This window comes from Elusimicrobiota bacterium (genome assembly GCA_016218575.1).
Taxonomy (GTDB): domain Bacteria; phylum Elusimicrobiota; class Elusimicrobia; order UBA1565; family UBA9628; genus JACRDN01.
The window spans coordinates 78474-101759 of record JACRDN010000014.1; the positions used below are offsets into that span (position 1 = coordinate 78474).

The 23286-nt window shown below is 61.3% G+C and carries 28 protein-coding genes; 25 read left to right on the plus strand and 3 right to left on the minus strand.

Features of this window, described 5'->3' with window-relative positions; all coding sequences use genetic code 11:
* Positions 1-46: 46 nt before the first annotated feature.
* The 11 genes from HY921_04245 (at position 47) to HY921_04295 (ending at position 9279) form a co-directional block, all read left to right on the plus strand.
* The gene (locus HY921_04245) at positions 47-514 is read left to right on the plus strand and encodes a helix-turn-helix domain-containing protein (protein MBI5630077.1); all 468 of its coding nucleotides are present in this window, start codon (positions 47-49) and stop codon (positions 512-514) included.
* A complete protein-coding gene (locus HY921_04250; GenBank protein MBI5630078.1) occupies positions 514-1125 on the plus strand; it encodes a mobile mystery protein B in 612 nt (203 codons plus the stop codon). The genes HY921_04245 and HY921_04250 overlap by 1 nt, the downstream gene beginning before the upstream one ends.
* A 10-nt stretch (positions 1126-1135) precedes the next feature.
* Positions 1136-1741, plus strand: coding sequence for a hypothetical protein (locus HY921_04255; GenBank protein MBI5630079.1), 606 nt, complete (start codon positions 1136-1138; stop codon positions 1739-1741).
* A 95-nt stretch (positions 1742-1836) separates the two neighbouring features.
* On the plus strand, positions 1837-2583 hold the full coding sequence (locus HY921_04260) for a CPBP family intramembrane metalloprotease (GenBank protein MBI5630080.1): 747 nt from the start codon (positions 1837-1839) through the stop codon (positions 2581-2583).
* A 366-nt stretch (positions 2584-2949) separates the two neighbouring features.
* Positions 2950-3294 (plus strand): hypothetical protein, encoded by a 345-nt coding sequence (locus tag HY921_04265; protein ID MBI5630081.1) that lies wholly within the window; start codon positions 2950-2952, stop codon positions 3292-3294.
* Between the two features lie 269 nt (positions 3295-3563).
* Positions 3564-4826 (plus strand): MiaB/RimO family radical SAM methylthiotransferase, encoded by a 1263-nt coding sequence (locus HY921_04270; protein MBI5630082.1) that lies wholly within the window; start codon positions 3564-3566, stop codon positions 4824-4826.
* Between the two features lie 87 nt (positions 4827-4913).
* Positions 4914-5255: a histidine triad nucleotide-binding protein gene (locus HY921_04275; GenBank protein MBI5630083.1), complete on the plus strand. Its 342-nt coding sequence runs from the start codon at positions 4914-4916 to the stop codon at positions 5253-5255.
* Positions 5256-5304: 49 nt separating this feature from the next.
* Entirely contained in the window at positions 5305-5502 is a 198-nt protein-coding gene (locus HY921_04280) for a 30S ribosomal protein S21 (protein ID MBI5630084.1), read from the plus strand.
* A 4-nt stretch (positions 5503-5506) separates the two neighbouring features.
* Entirely contained in the window at positions 5507-7249 is a 1743-nt protein-coding gene (locus HY921_04285; protein ID MBI5630085.1) for a DNA primase, read from the plus strand.
* A gap of 33 nt (positions 7250-7282) precedes the next feature.
* Complete coding sequence (locus tag HY921_04290; GenBank protein ID MBI5630086.1) at positions 7283-8974, plus strand: sigma-70 family RNA polymerase sigma factor; 1692 nt, start codon at positions 7283-7285, stop codon at positions 8972-8974.
* A 2-nt stretch (positions 8975-8976) separates the two neighbouring features.
* Positions 8977-9279 (plus strand): hypothetical protein, encoded by a 303-nt coding sequence (locus HY921_04295; protein MBI5630087.1) that lies wholly within the window; start codon positions 8977-8979, stop codon positions 9277-9279.
* Here the strand turns inward: HY921_04295 and HY921_04300 are convergent.
* The 3 genes from HY921_04300 to HY921_04310 form a co-directional block, all read right to left on the minus strand.
* Entirely contained in the window at positions 9276-9956 is a 681-nt protein-coding gene (locus HY921_04300; protein ID MBI5630088.1) for a hypothetical protein, read from the minus strand. The genes HY921_04295 and HY921_04300 overlap by 4 nt on opposite strands.
* A gap of 42 nt (positions 9957-9998) precedes the next feature.
* Positions 9999-10370 (minus strand): hypothetical protein, encoded by a 372-nt coding sequence (locus tag HY921_04305; protein ID MBI5630089.1) that lies wholly within the window; start codon positions 10368-10370, stop codon positions 9999-10001.
* A gap of 104 nt (positions 10371-10474) precedes the next feature.
* Positions 10475-10993, minus strand: coding sequence for a hypothetical protein (locus tag HY921_04310; GenBank protein MBI5630090.1), 519 nt, complete (start codon positions 10991-10993; stop codon positions 10475-10477).
* A 154-nt stretch (positions 10994-11147) separates the two neighbouring features.
* Here HY921_04310 and HY921_04315 point away from each other — a divergent pair, with 154 nt between their 5' ends.
* From HY921_04315 to HY921_04380, 14 genes are all read left to right on the plus strand, one after another.
* Entirely contained in the window at positions 11148-11885 is a 738-nt protein-coding gene (locus HY921_04315; GenBank protein ID MBI5630091.1) for a hypothetical protein, read from the plus strand.
* Between the two features lie 3 nt (positions 11886-11888).
* Positions 11889-12719 (plus strand): hypothetical protein, encoded by an 831-nt coding sequence (locus HY921_04320; protein ID MBI5630092.1) that lies wholly within the window; start codon positions 11889-11891, stop codon positions 12717-12719.
* Positions 12720-12934: 215 nt separating this feature from the next.
* On the plus strand, positions 12935-13666 hold the full coding sequence (locus tag HY921_04325; GenBank protein ID MBI5630093.1) for a hypothetical protein: 732 nt from the start codon (positions 12935-12937) through the stop codon (positions 13664-13666).
* 76 nt (positions 13667-13742) lie between these two features.
* The gene (locus tag HY921_04330; protein ID MBI5630094.1) at positions 13743-15218 is read left to right on the plus strand and encodes a phosphoglucomutase/phosphomannomutase family protein; all 1476 of its coding nucleotides are present in this window, start codon (positions 13743-13745) and stop codon (positions 15216-15218) included.
* Positions 15218-16516 carry a phosphopyruvate hydratase gene (gene eno, locus HY921_04335; protein ID MBI5630095.1) on the plus strand — a complete coding sequence of 433 codons (1299 nt, stop codon included), beginning with the start codon at positions 15218-15220 and terminating at the stop codon, positions 16514-16516. Before HY921_04330 ends, eno begins: the two co-directional genes overlap by 1 nt.
* Entirely contained in the window at positions 16513-16821 is a 309-nt protein-coding gene (locus HY921_04340) for a septum formation initiator family protein (protein ID MBI5630096.1), read from the plus strand. Before eno ends, HY921_04340 begins: the two co-directional genes overlap by 4 nt.
* Positions 16821-17615, plus strand: coding sequence for a prolipoprotein diacylglyceryl transferase (locus HY921_04345; protein ID MBI5630097.1), 795 nt, complete (start codon positions 16821-16823; stop codon positions 17613-17615). The genes HY921_04340 and HY921_04345 overlap by 1 nt, the downstream gene beginning before the upstream one ends.
* The gene (locus HY921_04350; GenBank protein ID MBI5630098.1) at positions 17599-18540 is read left to right on the plus strand and encodes an RluA family pseudouridine synthase; all 942 of its coding nucleotides are present in this window, start codon (positions 17599-17601) and stop codon (positions 18538-18540) included. The genes HY921_04345 and HY921_04350 overlap by 17 nt, the downstream gene beginning before the upstream one ends.
* A 3-nt stretch (positions 18541-18543) precedes the next feature.
* Complete coding sequence (locus tag HY921_04355; GenBank protein ID MBI5630099.1) at positions 18544-18912, plus strand: DUF423 domain-containing protein; 369 nt, start codon at positions 18544-18546, stop codon at positions 18910-18912.
* 97 nt (positions 18913-19009) lie between these two features.
* On the plus strand, positions 19010-19378 hold the full coding sequence (locus HY921_04360; protein MBI5630100.1) for a helix-turn-helix transcriptional regulator: 369 nt from the start codon (positions 19010-19012) through the stop codon (positions 19376-19378).
* 27 nt (positions 19379-19405) lie between these two features.
* Positions 19406-20248 carry a proline dehydrogenase family protein gene (locus HY921_04365; protein ID MBI5630101.1) on the plus strand — a complete coding sequence of 281 codons (843 nt, stop codon included), beginning with the start codon at positions 19406-19408 and terminating at the stop codon, positions 20246-20248.
* On the plus strand, positions 20248-21285 hold the full coding sequence (locus tag HY921_04370; protein ID MBI5630102.1) for an alcohol dehydrogenase catalytic domain-containing protein: 1038 nt from the start codon (positions 20248-20250) through the stop codon (positions 21283-21285). The genes HY921_04365 and HY921_04370 overlap by 1 nt, the downstream gene beginning before the upstream one ends.
* Positions 21282-22475: a glycine C-acetyltransferase gene (locus HY921_04375; protein MBI5630103.1), complete on the plus strand. Its 1194-nt coding sequence runs from the start codon at positions 21282-21284 to the stop codon at positions 22473-22475. The genes HY921_04370 and HY921_04375 overlap by 4 nt, the downstream gene beginning before the upstream one ends.
* Positions 22472-23248 (plus strand): hypothetical protein, encoded by a 777-nt coding sequence (locus HY921_04380; protein MBI5630104.1) that lies wholly within the window; start codon positions 22472-22474, stop codon positions 23246-23248. The genes HY921_04375 and HY921_04380 overlap by 4 nt, the downstream gene beginning before the upstream one ends.
* Positions 23249-23286 lie beyond the last annotated feature (38 nt).

Consider the following 23286-nt stretch of genomic DNA (forward strand, 5'->3'; position numbering starts at 1 on the left):
TGTTCGTATATTAAACTTATGGTGCGGATCGGGAGCGAAGCGCGCCATGAGAAAAGAACAACTGCCCATTTCCAGCGAACACAAGCTGGATCAGATAATGTCCTACGGACGGAGAGCCCCGGAGGGGCTGGAAGCCATGCCGGTTCATGCTTTCATCCGTATGGCACGGCATGCGCTCCGGATGACGCAGGCCCAGCTTGCCAAGCGAGCCGGCATTCCGCAATCGCATTTAGCCGTGATCGAGACCGGGAAGCGGGACTTCAAACTAACGACTCTGCGGAAGATCTATTCGGCTTTGGGCGGCAACCTGATGGTCGTCGGCAGGTTCCGTAAGAAGCCCGCTACCCTAGTCTCGGAACGAATTCGCGAGGTCGCGCGTAAAAAGATCATGCGCGTTGCCGGGTCCATGGCGCTGGAAAAGCAGCTTCCCGATGACGCGATGATCAACAAGTTCATCAAGGCGGAGGAAGATAAGCTGCTCCGTGAAGCTTCGACCGATATCTGGGAGGATTGATGGTTCGATTTGACACACCGGAGGGAGCGACGCCTATCGAAGACGCTTCGGGCTTACTCGTCGAAGGGGTTGTCACCTACGCGGACTTGAGCGAGAAGGAAACCGAAAATATCATAAGGGCTGTCGATGAGCATTTGCGTCTCCGAAAACGGCGCATGGATGTCTGGCTGACGGAGGATTATGTCCGCCTCGTGCATCGGGACATGTTCGACCGAGTTTGGGAATGGGCAGGCCGCTACAGGGACGCGGAGTTGAACATCGGTGTCGCGGCGTCCCGCGTCAGGGAGGAGATCGCCAAGCTTTGCCAGGACGTGGCCTTCTGGGACGGTCAGAAGGAGAATCCCTTGCCCGTCTTGGAACGCGCCGTGCGGCTGCATCACCGGCTCGCTTGGATACACCCGTTCCCGAACGGGAACGGCCGCCACGCGCGCCTCATGTCCGATATCTATCTGCGCGTCTACCGCCATAAGCTTCCGGATTGGCCGAGTTCGGCGCTGGGCGGGCCGGGCGACCTCCGTGCAGCTTATCTCGACGCCTTGCGGAAGGCAGACAGCGGCGACTTCGGGTCGCTTGTTGAATACACCAAGAGGTTCTTGCCAACTGCAAAGTGAGAGCGGAAAAGTGAAAGGCATCGAGAGTCTGACGAAGTTCATGCGGCTGGGGTGCGTCTACCGACGCGAGGAACTTGAGGGCGTCTCGAAATCCCTTAGCCGGGACCTCAAGGGCCTCATCGAGAGTCGGAAGTTGCTGAGAGTGGGTCCAGGCATCTATTGTCGGCCAAGAAAGAACGTTATCGGCCTGACACCCCCTAAACATCGTGACGTGATCCGTGTTTTTCTACGGACGGACGATTTTCTCATCACCTCGTATAATTGGTTCACCAACCTGGGGCTGGGCTTGACGCAGATGTACAACTGCGACCTTGTCTACAACCACAAGCGAGGCGGTTACTTCGTCCTCGGCAATCTGCGGTACCACTTCCGTGTCATTCGTGCTTATCCCAAGAAATTGAGCATCGAATACCTCGTGGTGGACCTCCTGAACCACGTCAGGAAACTGCCCGACGATACTGGGCGCGCGGTCAAGAATCTGCCCTCGAACATGAACAGGTTCAATCGCAAGAAGCTTTCGACTTGTCTCGAACGGTATGGGAATTTTCATGCCAAGAGAATTCTTGGGCCGATGCTGCGAAGTAATGGATCGGCGGGGAAGCCAGAAGGGGAATAGCCATGAGCACGATGATTTGGGCGGCGTATGAGCGCGTCTCGACCGAGGAGCATACAGAGGAAGGTTGATTTTGTACAATCGTTCCTCACCTACGAATGAAATTCCTAGTCCTCGTTTCCTCCATCATTTTTCTCCTGGCCTGCACGGTGTTTGGCGAGCTTCTGGTCAAACGACTTGGAAGAAACATAGGGACAACCCTGATCCTGACCTGCCTCGGCGTGCTCCTCTCAGGTTCGTTTCTAAGGGTGCTCCGGGGATTCGCTGAACGGACATCCACTCCACGTCCAAGACTGGGATCTTTCTGGGGACTTGGGGTCGGACTAGCGTTTGGATTGCTGGCGAGTCTTCTCTCGGGACTCGCATTCTCTTGGGCACTCGGTCACCACGTCGATTACTCGCAGTTCTCGGATAACTTTGGATTGAAGGCCTTGGGAAATATCTTTCCTGCTGCAGTCGAGGAGACTGCCTTTCGAGCGGGGGTGGTTCACTTCGTCTCTGCTTTCTTCAGCCCAAGCCTAGGCCTGGCTGCGGGGAGTGTTCCCTTTGGAGTGATCCATTTCTTTGGGATGCTCTTTGGAAATCCGGCGACGATTCAACACGCTCTCGGCGTGAGCGTGGCAGGACTTCTCCTCTCTCTCCTCTATCTTCGATTTGGCATCACTGCCGCGGTCGGGTGTCATTGGCTTTGGAACACGCTTTGCGGCTCATGGGTAAAAGCACTGGAACTTCCAAAATCCGGTGGAGTCCAAATATTCGAAGGCGCTTGGACCACGATCATTGTTCTATCCGCGCTCTCATTTGCTCTTTGGAAGACTTCTCGGCCTGCCTGTTTCTCGCGATAAAAAATGCGAGCTCCTGATCCCGGAATGGCCAGACGAGTGGACTGGGAAAGTTTCGGAAGACTTTTTGTCCTCAGCGCCCTGCTTCTTGTTCCTCTGCTGATCGCTGCCGCCACCCATGGCGGGTTCTTATGGTTCGCCGCTGGAGCCATCGTCTGGGTTATGTCGGTGGCAGCCAAGATCCCCCTTGCCAGATTCCTCCATAGGGGACTGGGAGAGTCGGCGACGCCCGAGACGCGAGGCGCCGCGCACGGCGTTCTGTCCGCGGCATGCGAGCTTGGCTGCGCGGCAGCATGTTTCGTATGGCTTCTTGCCGATGGAAGCGCATGGACTGCCGCTGCCTTTGGCGCAGGGGCGGGGTGGATTGAGGTGGTGGCGCTTCTTATCCTGAGTATTCGTTCAGGAGCCAAGGGTCCCGAGAGCGACGCAGAGCCGCCATGGCATGTGCGATGGACCTTCCTCATCGAGAGAGCCGGCGCAATTATAGGTCATACGGGCTCCAGGGGGCTCATATGGCTTGCTGTCATTCGAAACCCGTGGTTCGCCCTTCCCGCTGGCATAGGCTTCGCCATCGTGGACGGCTTGGCCGTCTATGGCTCAGTCCAAAAATGGGAGTGGCTTGAGTGGGAAACTTGGAGCCGCTTCTACGGAATGATCACGGCTATAAGCGTGCTCGAGCTACTGCTTTTCATCGCATTCGCCCAAGGAACATAGGAGATCACGGGCTGATGATGCAAGAAGAGTAGACCTGAAGTTCCGTGCTCAGAGACGCGCTGGATCATGCGCTACGAGTCCCAAAACGTTCCACTGATTTCGGCGACAGGCCAGGAGTCCTGAACTTGTATAATACGGCGCCCGGCATGAGCGCCGCGGAGCGCCAGGAGTGTCTCAAGCTCCTAGGTTCCCGGGTCGAGATTCGGGCCAGCGGGGATGTGCGCTTTATTGGGACGCTTCCCCTTTTATAAGTCGCCCAACGGGAGGACATTACAGTCAAGTATTTCTTTCACACCTTCGGCTGCCGGGTCAACCAGTACGAGACCCAGGCCTTGCGTGAGCGCCTTCTAGCGGGAGGCCCCTCCGAGGGGGTCGAGCGTTGGAGCGCGGCGGACGTCTGTCTCATCAACACCTGCACCGTGACCCGGGAGGCCGACCGGGACGCCTTGAGGCTTATCCGCCAGATCGCACGGCGAAATCCCGGGGCGCGCCTGGTGGTGACGGGGTGCCTGGCCTCGCGCGATCCTGAGCTAATCCTTCGGGAGGCTCCCGCGGCCCAGGTCGTGGCAAACAAGGACAAGGACTTGATCCCGTCCATGCTCGGCTGTCAGAGCGCCCCGGCCTTGGCCGGCCTGAGCGGCTTTCACGGGCGCAGCCGGGCTTTTGTCAAGATCCAAGACGGCTGCAATATGCACTGCGCCTATTGCATTATCCCCTCGGTTCGGTCCGAGCTTTCCTGCAAGCCATGGGAAAGCCTCGAGGCCGAGGCCGCGGCCCTAGTCCGAAACGGCTACCGGGAGCTGGTTCTCTGCGGCATCCGTTTGGGCCGCTACCTTGTGCAGGACCGGTCGGGCAGGCGAGTGGACTTCGTGGAGATGTTGAAGAGGCTCCTGGCCTTTCCCGGCGATTTCCGCGTAAGGCTCTCTTCCATCGAGGTGACGGATATTACCGACCGGTTCATCGCCCTCATGGCCGAGTCGCAAGGAAAGCTTTGCCCCTCCCTCCATGTCCCGATTCAGTCTGCCTCAGAGGCGGTTTTGAAAAGGATGGGGCGCTGGTACTCTGCGGCCTTCTACGCCCGGCGCGCGGCGGCGGTGCGCGATCGCCTGCCCCGGGTCGGGCTTTTCACCGACGTGATGGCGGGGTTTCCGGGGGAGACGGAGGCAGAGTTTGAGGAGAGCATGGCATTCGTTCGCGCCATGGGCTACGCCGGGCTTCACGTTTTCCGCTATTCCAGGCGCGCTGGGACTCCGGCGTCCCGGCTCAAGGATCAGGTTCCGGAGCCAGTCATCCTCGAGCGCGCCGAGAGGATGCGTGGCCTCGACCGGGAGCTTCGGTCGCGCTTCGCCGAGCGAGCCGTGGGCTCCCGGCGCCGGGTGCTCTTGGAGGGGGAAGGGTCCGAGGAGGGGTTGGCCGAGGATTTCCTGGCGCTCAAGCTCGATTTCCGTCCAGGCCCGGGGTTTCATGACGTTCTCGTGACCAGCGCTTCCGGTCCCAGGGCCTACGCCTGCGTCCAGGGACTTAAGTCCTAGCGGATTTCGGGCTTTAAGGCCCTTGCGCGGCCGCGGGCAATATCCATATAATGTTGGCAGGCTTGACGCCGGTCGTCAGCTCTTTCAATGCCCGATTGCCTGTTTTGTAGAATAATTCAAAAGGAAATTCCCGCTCAGCTGGTTTTTGAGGATGACCGGACCGTTGCCTTCAAGGATGTCAATCCCCAGGCTCCGACCCATCTCCTCATCGTGCCCAAAAGGCACATCGCCGGCCTTTCGGATTCCACGGACGAGGACGCGGCTTTGCTGGGTCATATCCAGAGGGTGGCGGCGCGCCTGGCCCGAGAGGGGAATTTGACAGCGGGTTTCCGGGTAGTGGTCAACAACGGCCGTGGCGCCGGGCAGAGCGTGGATCATCTGCACTACCATCTCCTGGGCGGCCGCGGCATGAAGTGGCCGCCGGGATGAATTCGGTAACTGTCACCAAAATAGCGAAAAAAGGTGGTGAACGAGCTTAATGGTATTTGTGAAATTGCGGGAAGGAGAGGGCGTCGAGGAGGCCCTCCGCCGTTTCAAGCGCGAATGCGAGCGCAACGGCGTCTTGAAAGAGATCAAGAGACGGGAGTTTTACGTTTCCCCCGGCATCAAGCGCAAATTGAAGGCCGCGGAAGCGCGCCGCAAGATGCGCCGGGCCAAGAGGCGGCGAGTCCCCTAGGAGCGTGATCCAGGGGCATGTCCTTGAAACGATCCGTGGAAAGCTCGACATAGTCGAGCTGGTCTCCCAGTACGTGCCGCAAGTGCAGCGCGCCGGACGCAACATGAAGGCGCGCTGTCCTTTTCATCAGGAGCGGACCCCATCCTTCGTGGTGAACCCGGAGCGGCAGACCTTCCATTGCTTCGGCTGCGGCGAGGGCGGCGACGCGTTCTCGTTCCTCATGAAGATCGAGAACTTAAGCTTTCATGAGGCGGCCCAGAAGCTAGCCGAACGGGTGGGAGTGCCCCTGGCCGAGGCCGAAGGGCCGGTGGGGCCGGAAGAGAAGCTGCGGCTGAGGCTTAAGGAGCTGTTGGACTTCGCTTCTCGCTTTTATCACGAGAAGCTCAAGTCGCCGCAGGGGGCCCAAGCCCTGGGCTATTTGAAAGGGAGGCATGTTTCCGAGGCCTCGATCGATGCCTTCCGCTTGGGGTTGGCACCGAGGTCGGCGGGCTTCTTGGAAGCCGCGGCGCGCAAGGGATATTCCCGAGAGGAACTGGCCAAGGCGGGCCTGGCGGCCCCGAGCCGCGAGGCCGGAAGGCTCAGGGACTATTTTTACGATCGGATCCTGTTTCCGATCTGGGACGCGAAGGGAGCGGTGGTGGGCTTCGGGGCCAGGGCCATGGGCGATGCCCAGCCCAAGTACCTCAACTCCCCGGATTCCCCGGTGTTTACCAAGGGGCGTGTCCTGTACGGGCTGTTTCAGGGGCTTGCCGCAGTGCGCAAGGCCCGCAAGGCGATTTTGATGGAAGGATACATGGATGTGATAGCGGCCCATCAGCATGGGGTGAATCTGGCCTGCGCTCCCTTGGGGACGGCCTTGACCCAGGAGCAGTCGGGCCTGATCAAGCGCTATGCCTCGGAGGCGACCATCGTCTTCGACTCGGACAGCGCGGGCCTCGCCGCGGCCATCCGGGGGGCCGAGGTGCTTCTAGCCGCCGGGCTTTCGGTGCGCATCGCGACGGTTCCTCAGGGCAAGGACCCGGATGAACATTTGCACAACTTCGGTGTCTCCTCTTTTGAGAAATGCCTGGCCGCGGCCGTGGACCTCGTGGAATTCAAGACGGAGCGGCTGTTGGCGGGAGAGGCAGCACCTTTGAGGGCGGAGGCGAAATCCAGGATAGCCAAGCAGGTGCTTGCGACCATCGAGCAGTGCCCCGACGAGATATTGAAGGGCGAGTGGGCTTCGCGGCTGGCCCAGAGACTTTCCATCAGCGAGGAATCCTTGCGCCGGGAGATGGGGAAAACCGAGCCTGCGAACAGGCGGCCGGGTATGCTTTCCCGATCGCCCCGCCCGGAGGCGGTGCTCCCTGAAATCGACCAGCAGATGCTGATCCTCATTTTCAAGGAACCAAGGCTTGCGGGCCTGGTCCGGGCCGAGGATTTCACCTCGGCCGCCGCGCGCCGGATTTGGCAGGATTTGGCGGCGATGAATCCGCTTGCCTCGGACTGGGCGGCGCGGCTCTTGGAGGGGCTTGCCCAGCCCGTCAAAACCGAGGCGTCGCGGCTCATGATTTTGATGGCGGAGATGGAGAGCTCCGACCCCGAGGGAGTCTTGAAGGCGGTCCTTTCGCGCAGAAGGGGGCTTGCCCGTCTCAAGGAGATCGAGCCCCAGGTGCTGGCGATGGGCTACGGCCGGGCCATGGACCCCGGCCTGCAGGATGAGTACCGCAGGCTTTTATTGGAATTGAAAGGTTCCAGGCGTTCATAGGAGAGGACAATGGCATTGGAAGCAAGTCAGGCGATGAAGAATTTGATCGAGCTCGGCAAGGAGCACGGCTACCTCACCTTGGAGGAGATCAGCCGGTCCCTGTCCATGGCCAACATGAGCGCCGAGGAAGTCGACGAGCTCATGAGTACCTTGGAGGATCTTGGCATCGAGGTGGTCGACCGCAAGAAGAGCGCGGTCGTCCCCGTGATCGAAAGGGAGCGCTTCACCGAGGAGTGGACGAGCTCCTCGGACATCTCTAACTCCATCCGGATGTACCTCTCGGAGATGGGGCGGGTGCCTCTGCTCAACCGAGAGGAGGAGGTCACCTTGGCGCGCAATGTCCGCGAGCGCGAAAAAGAGCTCCGGATGCTCGTTCTCGAGTCTCCCATCACCATGCGCGAGATCCGAAACTGGGAGACTCTCATCGCCCAGCAGGAGATGACTCCCAAGGAGCTCATGCCCCGCGGCCGCAAGACCGCCTCCGAGCTCTCCGGCATGCGGCGCAGGATGAAGGCGGTGGCTCAGTTCATCGCCAAGTCCGAGAAGGTCATGGACGGACTGCGCAAGAAGCTCAAGGACTCCAGGCTCTCTCCGATGGCCCGGATCAAGCTCAACAAGGCCGTGGAGAAGCGCAACAAGGCCGTGATCTCCAAGATCGTGAGCTTGAACTTGAATCAGGACAAGATCAAGCGCCTGACCAACAAGATCAAGAACGTGGCGGCCAAGATTCACGAGTGCAAGGACGAGATGGACAGGTATCAGAGGCGCTACGGGGCCTCCTTCGAGGAACTCAGGCACTATTTCGGGCAGATCAAGAAGGGGAAGATGACGGGTGAAGCCTTCCGGGCCAAGACCGGCTACGCCCCGTCGGCCGTCGAGGCCGCCCTGGAGAACATGGCGGTGATCGTGGATCGCTTGGAGCGCATTCAGAACCAGCTCCCGATACCCCTCGAGAAGTTCCTCGAGCTCGACGAGAAGATCGTGGCCCTGGAGGAGACCATCCTCACCGACAAGCTCAAGCTCATCAAGGCGAACCTGCGCCTGGTGGTCTCCATCGCCAAGAAGCACGTCAATTCGAACCTCGAGCTCTCCGACCTCATCCAGGAGGGGGGCCTCGGCCTCATGAAGGCCGTGGAGAAGTTCGAGTACAAGCGCGGGTTCAAGTTCTCCACCTACGCCACTTGGTGGATCCGCCAGTCCATCAACCGAGCCATCGCCGACCAGGCCCGCACCATCCGCATCCCGGTGCATATGAAGGAGCTCATCTCCAAGCTCACCAAGGTGACCCGCCGCTACCGCCAGGAATACGGGCGCGATCCATCTCTAGAGGAGTACACGCGCTCGCTGCACATCTCCATGGACAAGGTCAAGAACGTTCTCAAGATCATGCAGGAGCCGGTGTCCTTGGCCACGCCGATCGGCGAGGACGAGGACTCTTACCTTGAGGATTTCATCGAGGACAAGGCGGGCCAGGTTCCGGCCAATTCCGCGGTGAGCTTCCTCAGGCGCAACGAGGTCGAGAAGATCCTCTCCACCCTCACCGACCGCGAGGCCAAGATCATCAAGCTCCGCTTCGGGATAGACTCGGGCTACCCGCGGACTCTCGAGGAGGTCGGCCGCATTTTCAGGGTCACGCGCGAGCGCGTGCGCCAGATCGAGGCCAAGGCCATCCGCAAGCTTAGGCACCCTTCGCGCAGCAAATCCCTGAGGGATTACCTGGATTAGCCATGGGAAGACGGCGGGGCGAGAGAGGGCGGCACCCTATTTTCGAGGGATTGGTCTTCGGGCTGGCCCTCATCCTCTTCTTGATCATCGGCTATTACGGGATTAATGAGATGTTGGCTAGGCCAGAGGCTCCCGCTGACCTCTCCGGGAAAACTCCGCTAACCGAACCTCTCCTTCCGGATCGGCCCAGCCCCTTGACGGCCTCGCGCACGCAAGGCGCGGTGGGCACGCTTCCTGCGCCCGCGCGCAAGCTTCCCCCGCGCAAGGGGCCTCCTGAAGTGCCCGCGCCTCTAAAGAAGAACTAAGGCTGCTTTCGCCTGGTTAGGTCGCGGATGATTTCCGCGGCCACCTCTTTGCCGCCCAGGCCGAAGGCCAGGGCCGCGGCAAGCCCCATGGAGCCGAGCAATATCTGTATGGCCGCCGAGACGAAGGACATCTTCATGCCGAGCTGCTCCAGGGCCGTCATGGCCGAGAAGAGCACGACCACGGCGTAGCTCGCCCGGGAGAGGATTTTGCCGCCGCGGATGTTGTTGGCGGTGGCCGCGTTCTCGACCACCTCGGAGAGGAATCTCGCGAACAGGAGCCCCCCGAACAGGATGAGGAGCGAAGCCACCAGCACTGGTAGGAAGAGCGCGAATCTCTCCAGGAGCTCCGAGACCACGGTCATGTTGACCGTGTTGGCCGCGGCCACGATGAAGATGAACAGGACGAACCAGTAGACGAGAAAGCCCAAGACGTAGGAGGGGGACTTCCCGAGACCCAGGCGCGCCAGGATCTCGTTGATCCCGACGCGGGCCGTGTGCTCGTCCAAGCGCGCCTTATGCATGAAGCGCTCCACCAAGGTCCTGAGTCCCCGGGCCAGGAACATGCCCAAGAGCAGCAGGAGGAGGGCGGCCACCAGACTGGGGACTTGGGCGGCGAAACGCTGGGTGGCGCTCACGAACGGGTCCGTCAAGACGGCGACGAGCTCTGTGTTTGTCATGGCGCCATTATATCAGAATGACGCCGGCGCCGATTATGCTATTTACTGAATGGACCTGCGGCCGAGGTCGCGGTGGATTCTCCTGAGCTGCTCCGCGGCTTTTTTTGGAGAGTTCCCCTTGGCGCCGGCCTTGGGCGTTTCTGCATTCAAGCCGGGGGCGGGATTTAGGGCCGGCAGCTGGATGGGCACTTTGCGCCCGTCCTTGGTCACGACCCAAATGTAGCTGATGACCCCGCCGTCCGGGGATTTCATCTGGCTTTCCCGGATGGCTTGGGTGAGCCCGTCTTGTCCCTTGCTCGCGTAGTCGAGGGGAATGGTGAGCACGCCGTTCTGCAGGCTCACGCCGCTTTCCGCCCAGGACCAGGAGGCTCCGGCGGCCAGAAGCAGAAAAACCGCGAGCGCTTTCCTCGCCATTGGCGCATACTATACGCAAATGGGGAAAAGACTAGAAGGGTCCGAAGACCTAAATCAAAATAGGCCAAAAGGCCTATTTTGATGAAGCGTTCCGATAGAGAGTTTTAATTGGAAGACATCTGCTTGCTGCCTTTGAAGACTTCCTTGATTTTTTCCGTGTCAATGTTCTGCAGCGGGCCTTGCTTGAGCTTCACTTTGTCGAAAGGGTCGGGTCCGGCGGGCTTGGCCTTGGGCTCCAGCGCCGCCATCTCTGGCTTGCGGCTGGGCTGGACCCCCTGGGTTTGCGGGGCGGATAGGCTGAAATTGTAGCCCAGAACGCCGATTAAGGCCTGGGCGGCGCGATCGGCCTCACGCCGGGAGCTCTCGGCCCGGGATGGCTGTCCGGCGCGGGCGCCCTTGCCCCCCGGAGCCGGCAGGTCCAAGCGCTTGGCGCAGTCTGGACCCGGGTAAAGGCAGGCCTTGATGGCGGGGTCCACGGCCGGCAGCGCTTCCAGCGCCATGCTCAGGCAGTTGTCCGGCCCGCAATTCCACGCTTCGGGCTGGGCCGGCGCCAGGGCCGCCGCGGGTGCTGCTGCCGTCACGAGGGCGGCGGCCGAAAGTAAGGCTTTCCGAAGACTCTTCATGGGGGACTCTGGAAGTATGAGCCCGGGGCCTAGGTTTGTCAATAGGTTGATAGGCTTGTTATGTCAATAGGCATGTCAATAGGCCTTGATTTATTCCTAATGATCTCCAATACTAAGCGGCCGGGCGGCGAGTCTCCCGGCGGGGGGTACACGCATGAAGCGATTGAAAGGAGCCCTGATAGCGGGAGCCGTGCTTCTCGGCCGGCCGGCGTCGTCTGAAATTAATATAAGCCCGCAGAGCGCGGCGGTGCTCGACCGACTGCAGAAGATAACGGCGGCCGGCTCGGAGAAGATTTACGGCAACATGTTCCGCCTGTCTTCAACGGGAAACTTCGTTATTATAGACCTCGACACTTGGGACGTGTCGAGGCGGGCTTCAGAGCAAAGCAGCCCTTTCCCCGTGCAAGGCAGCGACCTGGCCGAGTTCGTGTTTTCCAAGGGGGGCGTCAGGCTTGTTGACCTCTCGGAGGATCTTCCCGAGCCCGTCAAGCTTAAAAGGGCTTTGGAAGGAGATTTATCCGATGAACCTGGAAGCGGCAAGGAATTGGATCCATTTGGCACGACCCAGTCGGGGGAGCCGAAGGTGCGTTTCAAGCTGACGACTGGCGTTAAGGGAAAGGTCGAGACAGTCAAGCAAAAGACGGCGAGCGTGACGTCCATTCCGACGCCGGACGGCGAACCTGATCCGAAGGGCGTGGTTCGGCTGGCCATAATTCCCATCCCTGGAGGGTCGCCCAGCAGGATCATCATTCAAAGCGAGGAAGACGCCGGAGGCAAGCGGCTCACGACTGTATTCATTTGCCGTGAGAAATTAATGGACGTTATCGTTTCCGATAAATCGGAAAAAAGGGATATCCCGGTTCGAGAGCCATGCCCCACTCCGCGTGATTAGCCGATGCCTTTCAGGTTCCTGATTGTCGCGGTGTTGACCGCCCCGGCGTTGGTCAATGGCACCGAAAGCATCCTGGCGCCGATTCCCGTGGAAATGTTGCGGCGCTGGACGGCCATTTCTAATCAAGAACGCGTCCAGGTGAAACGCGTCCTGCGGGCTTGGCTGGGGATTCAGGGCGACTTGGATCTGAGGCTGGTCCCGGATAATGGCGGCGATGCGCTGTTGGAGGGGTTGGCCCTCAACATGAATTTCGAGGCTACCTGGGGCAATCCCGGCATGCTTGTCCAGCTCCAGGAGCGGCCTTGGGTCGGTTTTTTGGTCCCAACCATTAGAGTGAACAACGAGGACGGCGTCGCGATGAACCAGGACGGCGTTTTATTCGGCGGTTCCGGTGCAATTGCCATGCGGGAGGGATTGGGCCTTGAGCGGCTCATCCGCGGCATCATGGCGCACAGCAATTTCAGGGAGAAGATCGCCTACCTTGGCGTGACCGGACCTGCCGTCAACGGTTCAGGAACCATGATTTTGGTCACCGAAGTCAGCCGTCAAAAGGCGAGGGTCGTCTATCAGGCGGAGTGCTATTGGCGGGGCGGCTGGGGGCTGGAGAGTTGCGAGGACTTCAAAGAGAGATTCCTTGTCGCCGTTATCGGCGGGAAAGCGCTCGTCGCCCCCGTTTGGGCCTCGGATAAGGGCAAAAACTTCGCGGCGGAGCCGTCTAGCGAAGGGCTGTCCATTGAGCCGATTCTGAGCGTTCATTTCAAGCGCGATTCTGGCGACTCCTACGACGGACAGCCTCTGCGTCGCATGGCCCCTGTCGCTCTGGATGACTTATGACCCGAAGGACGGGCGTATTTTGCGCGATGTGCCTGTTCTCGCTCTTTGGCAAGGCGCCCGCATATGGGGGCATTCAAGAGGGCGATTCTGGAACATCCGAGCCGACGTCGCTTTCGTCGCAGTTTCCAAAGCGCATTTTGATCGCCGGCGGCAGCGAATCTATAGAGGTTCGCTCTGAAAAAGTCTTTGCTGGACTTCCATCCTCGGACAAGGAAATGACCGTTTTCATCCTAGATACGGCCGGGGATAAAGGCTTTGTAGAGAATCTGGGTTTATTTGAAAAAAGAATTTTAAGTCCTGAAGAATTCCCGGCCGGAACGAGCAGCGGACTTAAAGTCCTCATTGAAGCGCAAAACCCCGAGACCTTCGCCGGAGGCCTGCGTCAGGTTCAAAGACTGGGAAAGATCCGTCTGCTCATTGTTTACTCCCACATGGGGCCGGGCAGGATCAAGATGAACGGAGAGGGAATCGAAACGCCATTCTTTGAAGACTTCATCAATCCCCAGCGTCTAGCCGATCAGGCGCGCATCGTGTTCGCGGGCTGCGAGTTCACAAAAGGGCGAACGGGCCTGCGCGCCATGGAGTTCTTGGGCTATAAGTGGCTCAGCGGCGTCGGGGGATCGCTGGGGGCCTTCGACCGTTACAGCGTCAATGACCAGGATTCTCCCGTCGGGACATCCTCCGATCCCGACGACCCCGCGCGGCTTCGCTTGAAGGCCGACCAGACGGGCGCGACCGTCCACGACGACTTTCAGAAGCACTTTATCCGGTTCTCGATGGCTCGCTTGGGCCGCAACGGCGTTTTCGAGCTCGGAGGCGCGAAGAGGGTCGTGCTTCCGCCCGAAAGAAAGAAATGCGCGGAAGGAAAGACTTTTGCAGAGTGGATCGCCTGCATCGAAGGTCTCGCCCCGCGGCTTATGAATCTCAATCCAGCCGCCGCGCGGTAGAGTTTTCTCCCGCAGTTTGCATTGTTTATTAGCCATTTTTGTTGTATCATTGCCCGCCAGTTTAAAGGATAACCACATGATCAGATTCGGAACAGCCGGCTGGAGAGGAGTCATCTCCGACGAGTTCACCTTCCTGAACGTGCGCAAGGTGGCCCACGCCCTCTCCGGGTACGTGAAGGAAAATCCCGAGTATGGGGTGGCAAGCCCCGAGTACCACGCCGCCCTCGGCGACTCGCAGAAAAGCCCCGTGCCGGTCGTCATCATAGGCTACGACACCCGCTTTTTCTCCGAGGATTTCGCCCACGAGGCCGCCGCGGTATTCGCCCTGGACGGAGTGAAGACCATGATCTCGGCCGCGGACCTGCCGACCCCGGCGGTGGGCTGGGCCGTGGGTCATCACAAGGCCGTCGGTGGCGTGATGATCACGGCCTCCCACAACCCGGCTTCCTACAACGGCCTCAAATGGATGCCCTTTTGGGGGGGGGCCGCCATCCCCGCCATCACCGGGGATGTCGAGCGCCGCATCGAGCTCATGGGACACCAGGTCGTCAAGACCATGCCCGTGGACCGTTCCCTGCGCGAGTCCTGGACCCAGACAGTCAATTTCAAGCCCGGCTATTTCAAGCACCTCTCCTCCATCCTCGACCTCAAGACCATCAAGAAGTCGAGGCTCAAGGTCGGGGTTGACTCCATGCACGGCTCGGCGCGGGGCTATCTCAGGCCCTTCTTGGAGGGCCTGGGCCTCGAGGCTCGCGGCCTGCACGAGGAGCGCGACGTTCTCTTCGGCGGCCGGGCCCCGGAGCCGACCGCAGAAAGCCTGGCGGAGCTCGCCCAGCTCATGCGCAAGGAGAGACTTTCCCTGGGGCTTGCCTGTGACGGCGACGCGGACCGTTTCGGCATCCTGGACGAGGGCGGGGAATGGATATCCCCCAACGAGGTCCTGGCCTTGGTGCTCGACCATCTGGTCACGCGTCGAGGCTTCAAGGGGAAGGTCGCACGCAGCGTCATGACATCCCACTTCGTGGACGCGGTGGCCAAATTCCATGGCCTGGAGACCCGCGAGACCCCCGTGGGCTTCAAGTACATAGGCGAGCTCATGCGCACCGGGCAATACATCCTGGGCGGCGAGGAGTCGGGAGGGCTCACCATCCTGGGCCATGTCCCGGACAAGGACGGGGTCTTGGCCTGCCTTCTCGCCCTCGAGATCGCGGCCGCGGAGAAAAAGCCCCTGGCCGAAATACGCTCCCGCCTCTTCAAGAAGGTGGGCACTTTCTGCAACGTGAGGCTCAACTACAAGATGGACCGCCTGCGCGAGATGATCGAGCTTGAGGAGCGCCTCCGGGTCAAGCCCCCGCTGGATCTGGCCGGAGGCTCGGTCTGGCGCATCGATGAGGCGGACGGCTTCAAGTTCATCCTGCGCGACGGCTCTTGGCTGGGCCTGAGGCCCTCCGGGACGGAGCCGGCCTTCAGGGTCTATGCCGAGGCGGGCAACCCGGCCAAGCTCCAGGCCCTCGTGGCGGCGGGGAAAAAGCTCCTCCAGGGGAAATTCTGATGGCGGCCCGGGTCAAGAAGCTGAAAGCCCGCGAAATCCTCGACTCCAGGGGCTATCCGACCGTCGAGGCCGAGGTCGTTCTCGAGGACGGAAGCTTGGGCCGGGCCGCGGTGCCGAGCGGCGCCTCCACGGGCGAGCACGAGGCCCTGGAGCTGCGCGATGGGGATCCCAAGCGCTATTTCGGCAAGGGGACCTCGAAGGCCGTGGGCTTTATCGAGAGCGAGCTTGACGCTCTCCTGAGCGGGCGGGACTGCCTGGGCCAAGCGGATATCGACAAGGCCTTGATCGCCCACGACGGCACGGCCAACAAGGGCCGCTACGGCGCCAACGCGATCCTGGCCGTGTCCCTGGCCGCCTCCCGCGCGGCTGCGTCCCATAGCAAGGAGCCTCTTTACGCGTATCTGCGCCGGGCCTACGGCATCAAGGAAGAGACATGGCTCCTTCCCGCTCCTATGTTCAACGTGATCAATGGGGGCAAGCACGCCGACAGCGGGCTCGACATCCAGGAGTTCATGGTGGTGCCCTTGGGCATGCCCTCCTTCAAGGAGGCCTTGCGCGCGGGGGCCGAGATTTACCAAGGCTTGAAGAAAGCCCTCGCCGTTAAGGGAGAGATTGTCTCCGTGGGCGACGAGGGAGGCTTCGCGCCCAAGCTCAAGAATCACGGCGAGGCCTTGGAGTTTTTGAAAGAAGCCGTGAAACGCGCGGGCTACGCCGGCTCGGTGAGCCTGGCATTGGACGCGGCCGCCAGCGAGTTCTATAAGGACGGCCGCTACCGTTTCGAGGGCGGCCCCCGGAGCGCTGCCCAGATGACCGCGATTTACTCCCGGTGGGTCAAGGACTACGGGCTGGTCTCTCTCGAGGACGCATTGGCCGAGGATGACTGGCAAGGCTGGAAGAGCCTGACCGCGGCCTTGGGCTCCTCCACGCGCCTGGTGGGAGACGACTTGTTCGTCACCAATCCCAGACGCTTGGACCGCGGCATCCGGGAAGGGGCCGCGAACTCGATCCTCATCAAGCTCAACCAGATCGGAACCCTCACCGAGACCGTGGAGACGGTCTTGAAAGCCCAGAAGGCGGGGTACTCCTGCATCATCTCCCACCGTTCGGGGGAAACGGAGGATCCTTATATAGCGGACTTGGCCGTAGCCTTGAACGCCGGGGCCATCAAGACCGGGGCTCCCTGCCGCTCCGAGCGCCTGGCCAAGTACAACCAGCTCCTGCGCATCGAGGCGGAGCTCGCCGGCAAGGCTTCCTACGCGGGTGCTGCCTGTTTCAAGGCTCCGACCTGCCGTTCATGAGCCAGTGGCCGCGATTCCTGAAGGAACATTGGCCTCGCCTCCTCTTCTCCGCAGGCGTGGCCGCCGTTTTTTTCGGCAACCAGGGCTTCCGGAGCTTGGCAGGCAACTGGCTTGAGCTGCGCCGCCTGCGCCGCGAGCTTTCCGCCCTTGAGGCGGAGCAGTCCCAGCTCGAGGGCCGCTTGAAAGCCATGCGCGCGGGGGATCTTTCCCTGGAGCGCATGGCCCGCCGGGAGCTTGGCTTCATCAAGAAAGACGAGATCGAATACCGCTTCCCGCCTCCGGATCCTTCCCGGAAGGCCAACTGATGCATCCTATTTTGATAGGCTGGGGCTCGTGGCACATCTCCACCTACGGGTTCTTCGTGGCTTTGGGCTACCTCACCGTGGTTTTTTGGCTGAAGGGCCGGATGTCCGAGATAGCCGGCATGACCGAGGACAAATTCTGGATCATGATTTACTCGATGTTCTTCGGGGGCGTTTTGGGCGGCAAACTCATGTTCGTGGCCCTCAATTGGCGCTCGTACGCCTCGGGCCAGCTTCATTGGCTCAAGGATTTCCGCTATGGCTTCGTTTATTTCGGGGGCTTCTTGGGGTCGTGGCTGGCCACCAGCCTCGCCCTCCGGAGGATCCGCGTGCCGTATTGGATCGCGGCGGACTATATCGGCGCGGCCATTCCCTTGGGCCATTGGATCGGACGCCTGGGCTGTTTCGGGGTGGGCTGCTGCTACGGCAAGCCGACGACTTCCCCCTGGGGCGTCGTCTTCCACGGAAGCCCTTTTTGCGCCGTTCCCCCGAGGCTTTGGGGCGTTCCCCTTCATCCCACACAGCTCTACGAGGCGGCCGGCGATTTGGCGATAGCGGGGGCACTCCTCTACGGGGTCCTTCCCAAGGTCAAGCAAGGCAGGCTTCGCCCCGGGACGGTTTTCCTTGCCTACCTCGTCCTCTACAGCGCGACGCGCTTCGGGGTCGAGTTTCTCCGCGGAGACGACAGGGGCGGGGTCTTCGCCTCGCTCTTCATTTCCCAATGGATATCCTTGGCTCTTCTCGCCGCGGCCGCGGCTCTTCTCGCCGTTCGGGGGCTCTATGAGCGCAGGCCCTGAGCCCGTCCTCATCCAGGGGGACCTCCCGGGGATGCGCCTGGACCGGTTCCTGGTCGAGCGCCTGCCAGGCTACAGCCGCTCCGATCTCAAGGACTTCATCGAGCGGGGCCTGGTCAGCGTCAACGGCGGTCCGGCTCGGGCCGACTACCGTTTGAAGGGAGGGGAGGCCATTGAGATCCTGGTTTTGGCCGGGGGCTGGCCCGAGATCGAGAATTTCGAGAGTTGGGTGATCGCCGAGGATCGGGACATACTGGTCCTCAATAAGCCCTCTGGGCTCCTCATGCACCCCCTGGGCACGAGTTGGCTCTCGGCTCCCGAGGCGGCTCTCGCCGAAAGGGAGCCCAACCTCGCCGGAATTCTCCAGCGGGAGCGCCCGGGAATTCTCGCGGCCGGAGTGGCCCGGTGCGGGATCGTGCATCGCCTGGACCGGCAGACCAGCGGTGTCCTCCTGGTCGCCAAGAGTCCGCGGGCCCAGGAGGGTCTCCTCTCCGGCTTCAAGGAGCGGCTCATCCGGAAATATTACCGGGCCATAGTCCGGGGCGCTCCCAAGTCCCGCAAGTCCAAGATCTCGGCGCCCATCGGAAGAAAGCCCGGGCACAGGAGGATTCTCGTGACTCCCTTCGGCAAGGCCGCCCAGACCGAGATTTCGGTGCTGAAATCCGCTACCGGAGCCTCCTTGGTCGAGGCCAAGCCATTGACCGGGCGAACCCACCAGATTAGGGCGCATTTGGCATTCCTCGGCCATCCCGTTATGGGGGATCCGGAGCATGACGCGCCCGCGGCTGGGGAGCCGGCTCCCGCTCGGACCATGCTCCACGCCTACCGCATCGAGCTCGAGCATCCGGGCACCGGCCGCCTCGCCGTTTTCACAGCACCCCTGCCCAGGGATTTCCTGGACTTCTGGCGGACTTTAAGCGGGAGGTAGGACATGGACGCGATTTTCTGGGCTCGCGCCGGGGCCCTCCTCATGTTCATGGCCGTGGGGCTGGGGGCCTTCGGCGCCCACGGGCTCAAGGACGTGCTTTCTCCGGAGATGAAGGCGGTCTTCGAGACGGGGGTGCGCTACCACGCCTACCATGCCCTCGGCCTCTTCGCCGCGGCCTGGGCCGCGGAGCGGGTCGGCAGGTCGGCCGCGGGTTGGGCCGGCTGGTGCTTCATTCTCGGAATTCTCTTGTTCTCGGGCAGCCTCTACGCCCTAAGTCTTACCGGCCTGCGCAAGTTCGGCGCCTTCACGCCCTTGGGGGGTCTTTCTTTCCTGGCCGGCTGGCTCTTCCTTTTCTGGGCTTGCCGCAAGTGATTTCGGCTGGCGGGCACGAGGGTCAGGAGACCCGGTACACCTTGCCGATCCCCTGTATTTTTGATTAGAATATTCTAATCAAAAATACAGGGGATCCATGCCCAAGCTCAGCGGCGTGCCCATCGCTCACCGGCGAGCCCTCAACCGGCTGCAAGTCGCGGGAACTCTGCCCGAGGCGGCCCTGCGCCTTGAACCCGGGGTTTGGGTTCGCACCTTGCGCCTGGCCCTTCATATGACGCAGCGCCAGCTCGCCGCGCGCGCGGGAATTTCCCAGGCGCATCTTGCCCTTATCGAAAGTGGCCGCTCCGAGCCGCGGCTTTCGCACTTGCGCAAGGTATTCGACGCCATCTACTGCGACATGATCGTTTTGCCGATTCCGCGAAAACGGATCGCAGCCATTATCGCGGAGAAGACGCTGGGGATTCCGACTCGGCGCATGTGGGATTCTTCCAAGGCAATAAGGTAAAATACGGCTCTAGCTCTGCTTCATGGCATGAAAGCCCTTACTTTCCTGGCTCGGCGCTTTGTGGCGGGAGACACCATTTCGGAGGCTGTGTCGGCGGTGCTCGCCTTGAACCGGGAAGGCATCAAATGCACTTTGGACAACCTGGGCGAGGAGTGCCGCTCCCGCGAGCAGGCCGAGGCGGCGCGCGACGAGTACCTGCTCATGCTCCGGCGCTTGGCCGAGGCGGAGGCGGACTGCAACGTCTCCCTCAAGCTCACGCAATTCGGCTTGAGCTTGGACGAGGGCCTGGCCCGCGACAACCTCATGACAGTGGCCGAGGCCGCCAAAAGGCTCGGCAATTTTGTGCGCATAGACATGGAGGGCTCGCCGTACACCCAGAAAACATTGGATATCTTCTATTCCCTGCAGGGCGAGTTCCCGAACACCGGCGTCGTGATCCAGGCGTATTTGAGGCGCAGCGAGCGGGACGTGGAGGAGCTGGTGCGGCGCCGGGCCAAAGTGCGCCTTTGCAAGGGCGCCTACAAGGAGCCACCTGAAATCGCATTCGCGACCAAGGAGGAAGTCAACGCCAGCTACGATAGGCTCGCAAGCCTCCTTGTGAAGGCCCCGCTTCCGGCCTTCGCCACCCACGACGATGAGCGCATCGAGAAGGCCGCCGCCGCCGCCGAGAAGGCGGGCCTCAAGAAAAGCGAGTACGAGATACAGATGCTCTACGGCCTTCGAGCCAAGCGTTGGCGGAAGCTCGTGAGCGCCGGGCACGCGGTGCGGGTCTACATCCCTTACGGGACCCATTGGTTCCCTTATTTCTACCGTCGCCTGAGGGAGCGCAAGGAAAACCTCATGTTCGTGGTGAAGAACCTCTTCAATTGATGAAGGCGATATTCAAGGCCTCCCCGTCCCCAGGGGCCCTCTACGGCGAGGTCGCCGATCTGGCCCCCAAGGAAGACGAACTCCTCATCAAGGTGCACCGCGCCTCCATCTGCGGCTCGGACCTTCCCATCTACCAATGGAATTCCTGGGCGCCGGAGCGGATCAAGGTTCCCATGGTTTTCGGCCACGAGTTCTGCGGCACGGTAGAGTCCTGGGGTTCGGGGGTCTCGGGCTTTGCCAAGGGAGACTTCGTTTCGGTGGAGTCCCACATCTACTGCAGGCGGTGCCTCCAATGCCGCCAGGGGCAGAGCCATGTCTGCCAGAGCATGAAAATCATCGGCTTGGACGGCCCGGGAGGCTTCTCGGAGCGGGCGGCGATTCCGGCTAGATGCGCCTGGAAGCACCGGGGGGATAAGTTCAAGGATTTGGGCTCCCTCATGGAGCCGCTCGGCAACGCCGTGTACTCGGCCTTGGTCGAGGACGTGGCCGGCAAGACCGTGCTTGTCCTCGGCTGCGGTCCGCAGGGGCTTTTCGCGACGGCCGTGGCCGCGGCGTCCGGAGCCGCGTCCGTGGTCGCGGTGGAAAGCTCGAGCTTCCGGGCAGGTCTTGCCCGGCGCATGGGGGCCAAGGAGGTGGCCGCTCCAGGCGACGCCGATCTTATCGGCAAGCTCCTCAAGGCCGGCAAATGCCCGGGGGGCTTCGACGCGGTTCTTGAGATGTCCGGATCTCCCCAGGCCATCTCGCTTGCCTTCAAGGCCGTGAGAAAGGGGGGTCGTATCACGGCCTTCGGCATCCCCTCCAAGAAAGTTGAGCTTGACTGGGCCAACGACCTCATCTTCAAGGGCGTGCGGGTTTACGGCATCGTGGGGCGCCGGATATTCGGCACCTGGGAGAAGATGCAGGAGCTCCTCGACTCCGGGGCCATAGACATCGCCCCGGTCGTGACCCATTCCTATCCCATGAAGGATTTCGCTGATGCCTTCTCGGCCATGGTCGCCCCAGAGAAGAATTGCGGCAAGGTCCTGCTCATACCATGATAAAAAATGAATTGATGGGATTTCTGGACGAGGAGCTTTCCAAGATCAAGGCCGAGGGGCGTTCTCCCAAACTGCGCATCCTCTCATCGCCCCAAGGGCCGGTGTCCGTGATTGACGGCAAGACCGTGGTGAACCTTACCTCCAACAATTACCTGGATCTCGCCAACCACCCGGCCTTGAAAAAGGCGGCCTGCGAGGCGGTGGAGAAATACGGGGTGGGAACGGCGGCGGTGCGCACCATCATCGGGACCATGGACATCCACCGGGATCTGGAGAGGGAGCTCGCCCGCTTCAAGGGAACCGAGGCGGCCCTCGTGTTCCAGTCGGGATTCACCGTGAACGTGGCCTGCTGCCAGAGCCTTATGACCGACGAAAACGACCTTCTCGTTTCCGACGAGCTCAACCACGCCTCCATCATAGACGGGGCCAGGCTTGCCAAAGCCCGGCGCAGGGTATATCCTCACAAGGACATGGGCGCCTTGAAGGCGATTCTGGAGTCTGCCGAGTCCCGCGCGGCCCGGCGCAAAATGATCGTGACCGACGGGGTGTTCAGCATGGACGGGGACATCGCGCCTCTGCCCGAGATCATGGACCTGGCCGACCGGCACGGGGCCTTCGTCATGGTGGATGACGCCCACGCCTCGGGGGTCCTCGGCAAAAACGGGCGCGGCACCCCCGACCATTTCGGCCTGACCCAAAGGGTCCAGATACAGATCGGGACCTTGTCCAAGGCCATCGCCGCGATCGGGGGCTACGTGGCCGGGTCTCGGGAGCTGCGCGACTACCTCGTCTGCACGGGGCGGCCCTTCGGCTTCTCGAGCTCTCACCCGCCCTCGGTCGTGGCCACCTGCCGCGCGGCCTTGGAGCTTCTCCTCTCCGAGCCCCAGCGCATCGAGAGGCTGTGGTCCAACGCCAGGCATTTTAAGGAAGGCTTGAAAGGACTCGGCTTCGACACGGGAGCCAGCGAAACCCCAATCACCCCGGTCATGGTCGGGAACACCGCCAAGGCCCAGGCCTTCTCGGCGCGTCTCTTCGAGGAGGGGGTGTTCGCCTTGGCCATCTGCTATCCCACCGTGGCGCGCGGAAAAGAGCGCCTGCGCACTATCGTGAGCGCGGGGCATACGGCCCAGGACTTGGATTTTGCCTTGGAGAAATTCCGGAAAGTCGGGCTGGAGCTGGGAATCATATGAGGCTATTGGCCATCCTGGCCTTGAGCGGCGCATTCGCGGCTCCGGCTGGATCCGCGAATGCGATCTTATGCCTGTACACGGGACCGGGGGATCCGGGAAAAGCTCCTCCAAACGTCTATTTCGATTTCGCCCAGATTTCATTCAATCATGAACTCCGGGGATCCGGGAAGGCCCGGCTTTCCTATCGGAAAATGCTGCCGCGCAATGAGGCGGCTGAGAAAGGACGGTTTCCTAAGGAGGGAATCTTCGGTTACGACGCCAAGCAAAAGAGGTGGACCGGCTTCTGGCAGGACTCGCTAGGGACGGCCCAAATGGAGCTCAAGAAGCCGGAGAATCCCTACGTTTCGCAAGAGGTTCCGGACGACGCGCCAAGGGCCCTGTTCGGGCGCTTGATCTTGAAGTATAAAAAGGGGGGATCATTGGAGAGCTGGCTTTTCAATTGCTCGGTCAATGATGCTCTCACAGGCGACTGCCGGCTTTACGCGCCGACGCTCCTCGATCCCACCTACAACGACGAATCCTTTCATAGGCGCTGCCAGTCGCCCCACCGCTTCGAGGAGATGAAATGGGTGCATAGCCCGGACGGCGTGCCCTATTATTTTTCCGGCGTGTACTCGAGCCAATGGGACGCGCGCGAGGGCTACCGTCTTTTCAGCGTGGCCGGCGGCAGGGATCCCGATCAGCACGTTTCGTCCACCTCCATCTGCCAGGACGCGCAGGGGGCCTGGCGCTTCCTCATCCAATACCACGTCTACCGCCTTGACTGTCGGTAGTCCGGGCCTAGAAAACCCTAGGACCTAAGACCAGCCCC

Bases quoted from the DNA above. Each gene is read 5' to 3' on its own strand.
- HY921_04245 (MBI5630077.1), top strand. From the start codon at position 47: ATGAGAAAAGAACAACTGCCCATTTCCAGCGAACACAAGCTGGATCAG.
- HY921_04250 (MBI5630078.1), top strand. From the start codon at position 514: ATGGTTCGATTTGACACACCGGAGGGAGCGACGCCTATCGAAGACGCT.
- HY921_04260 (MBI5630080.1), top strand. From the start codon at position 1,837: ATGAAATTCCTAGTCCTCGTTTCCTCCATCATTTTTCTCCTGGCCTGC.
- HY921_04275 (MBI5630083.1), top strand. From the start codon at position 4,914: ATGCCCGATTGCCTGTTTTGTAGAATAATTCAAAAGGAAATTCCCGCT.
- HY921_04280 (MBI5630084.1), top strand. From the start codon at position 5,305: ATGGTATTTGTGAAATTGCGGGAAGGAGAGGGCGTCGAGGAGGCCCTC.
- HY921_04290 (MBI5630086.1), top strand. From the start codon at position 7,283: ATGAAGAATTTGATCGAGCTCGGCAAGGAGCACGGCTACCTCACCTTG.
- HY921_04295 (MBI5630087.1), top strand. From the start codon at position 8,977: ATGGGAAGACGGCGGGGCGAGAGAGGGCGGCACCCTATTTTCGAGGGA.
- HY921_04300 (MBI5630088.1), bottom strand. From the start codon at position 9,956: ATGACAAACACAGAGCTCGTCGCCGTCTTGACGGACCCGTTCGTGAGC.
- HY921_04305 (MBI5630089.1), bottom strand. From the start codon at position 10,370: ATGGCGAGGAAAGCGCTCGCGGTTTTTCTGCTTCTGGCCGCCGGAGCC.
- HY921_04310 (MBI5630090.1), bottom strand. From the start codon at position 10,993: ATGAAGAGTCTTCGGAAAGCCTTACTTTCGGCCGCCGCCCTCGTGACG.
- HY921_04315 (MBI5630091.1), top strand. From the start codon at position 11,148: ATGAAGCGATTGAAAGGAGCCCTGATAGCGGGAGCCGTGCTTCTCGGC.
- HY921_04320 (MBI5630092.1), top strand. From the start codon at position 11,889: ATGCCTTTCAGGTTCCTGATTGTCGCGGTGTTGACCGCCCCGGCGTTG.
- HY921_04325 (MBI5630093.1), top strand. From the start codon at position 12,935: ATGACCGTTTTCATCCTAGATACGGCCGGGGATAAAGGCTTTGTAGAG.
- HY921_04330 (MBI5630094.1), top strand. From the start codon at position 13,743: ATGATCAGATTCGGAACAGCCGGCTGGAGAGGAGTCATCTCCGACGAG.
- eno (MBI5630095.1), top strand. From the start codon at position 15,218: ATGGCGGCCCGGGTCAAGAAGCTGAAAGCCCGCGAAATCCTCGACTCC.
- HY921_04340 (MBI5630096.1), top strand. From the start codon at position 16,513: ATGAGCCAGTGGCCGCGATTCCTGAAGGAACATTGGCCTCGCCTCCTC.
- HY921_04345 (MBI5630097.1), top strand. From the start codon at position 16,821: ATGCATCCTATTTTGATAGGCTGGGGCTCGTGGCACATCTCCACCTAC.
- HY921_04350 (MBI5630098.1), top strand. From the start codon at position 17,599: ATGAGCGCAGGCCCTGAGCCCGTCCTCATCCAGGGGGACCTCCCGGGG.
- HY921_04355 (MBI5630099.1), top strand. From the start codon at position 18,544: ATGGACGCGATTTTCTGGGCTCGCGCCGGGGCCCTCCTCATGTTCATG.
- HY921_04360 (MBI5630100.1), top strand. From the start codon at position 19,010: ATGCCCAAGCTCAGCGGCGTGCCCATCGCTCACCGGCGAGCCCTCAAC.
- HY921_04365 (MBI5630101.1), top strand. From the start codon at position 19,406: ATGAAAGCCCTTACTTTCCTGGCTCGGCGCTTTGTGGCGGGAGACACC.
- HY921_04370 (MBI5630102.1), top strand. From the start codon at position 20,248: ATGAAGGCGATATTCAAGGCCTCCCCGTCCCCAGGGGCCCTCTACGGC.
- HY921_04375 (MBI5630103.1), top strand. From the start codon at position 21,282: ATGATAAAAAATGAATTGATGGGATTTCTGGACGAGGAGCTTTCCAAG.
- HY921_04380 (MBI5630104.1), top strand. From the start codon at position 22,472: ATGAGGCTATTGGCCATCCTGGCCTTGAGCGGCGCATTCGCGGCTCCG.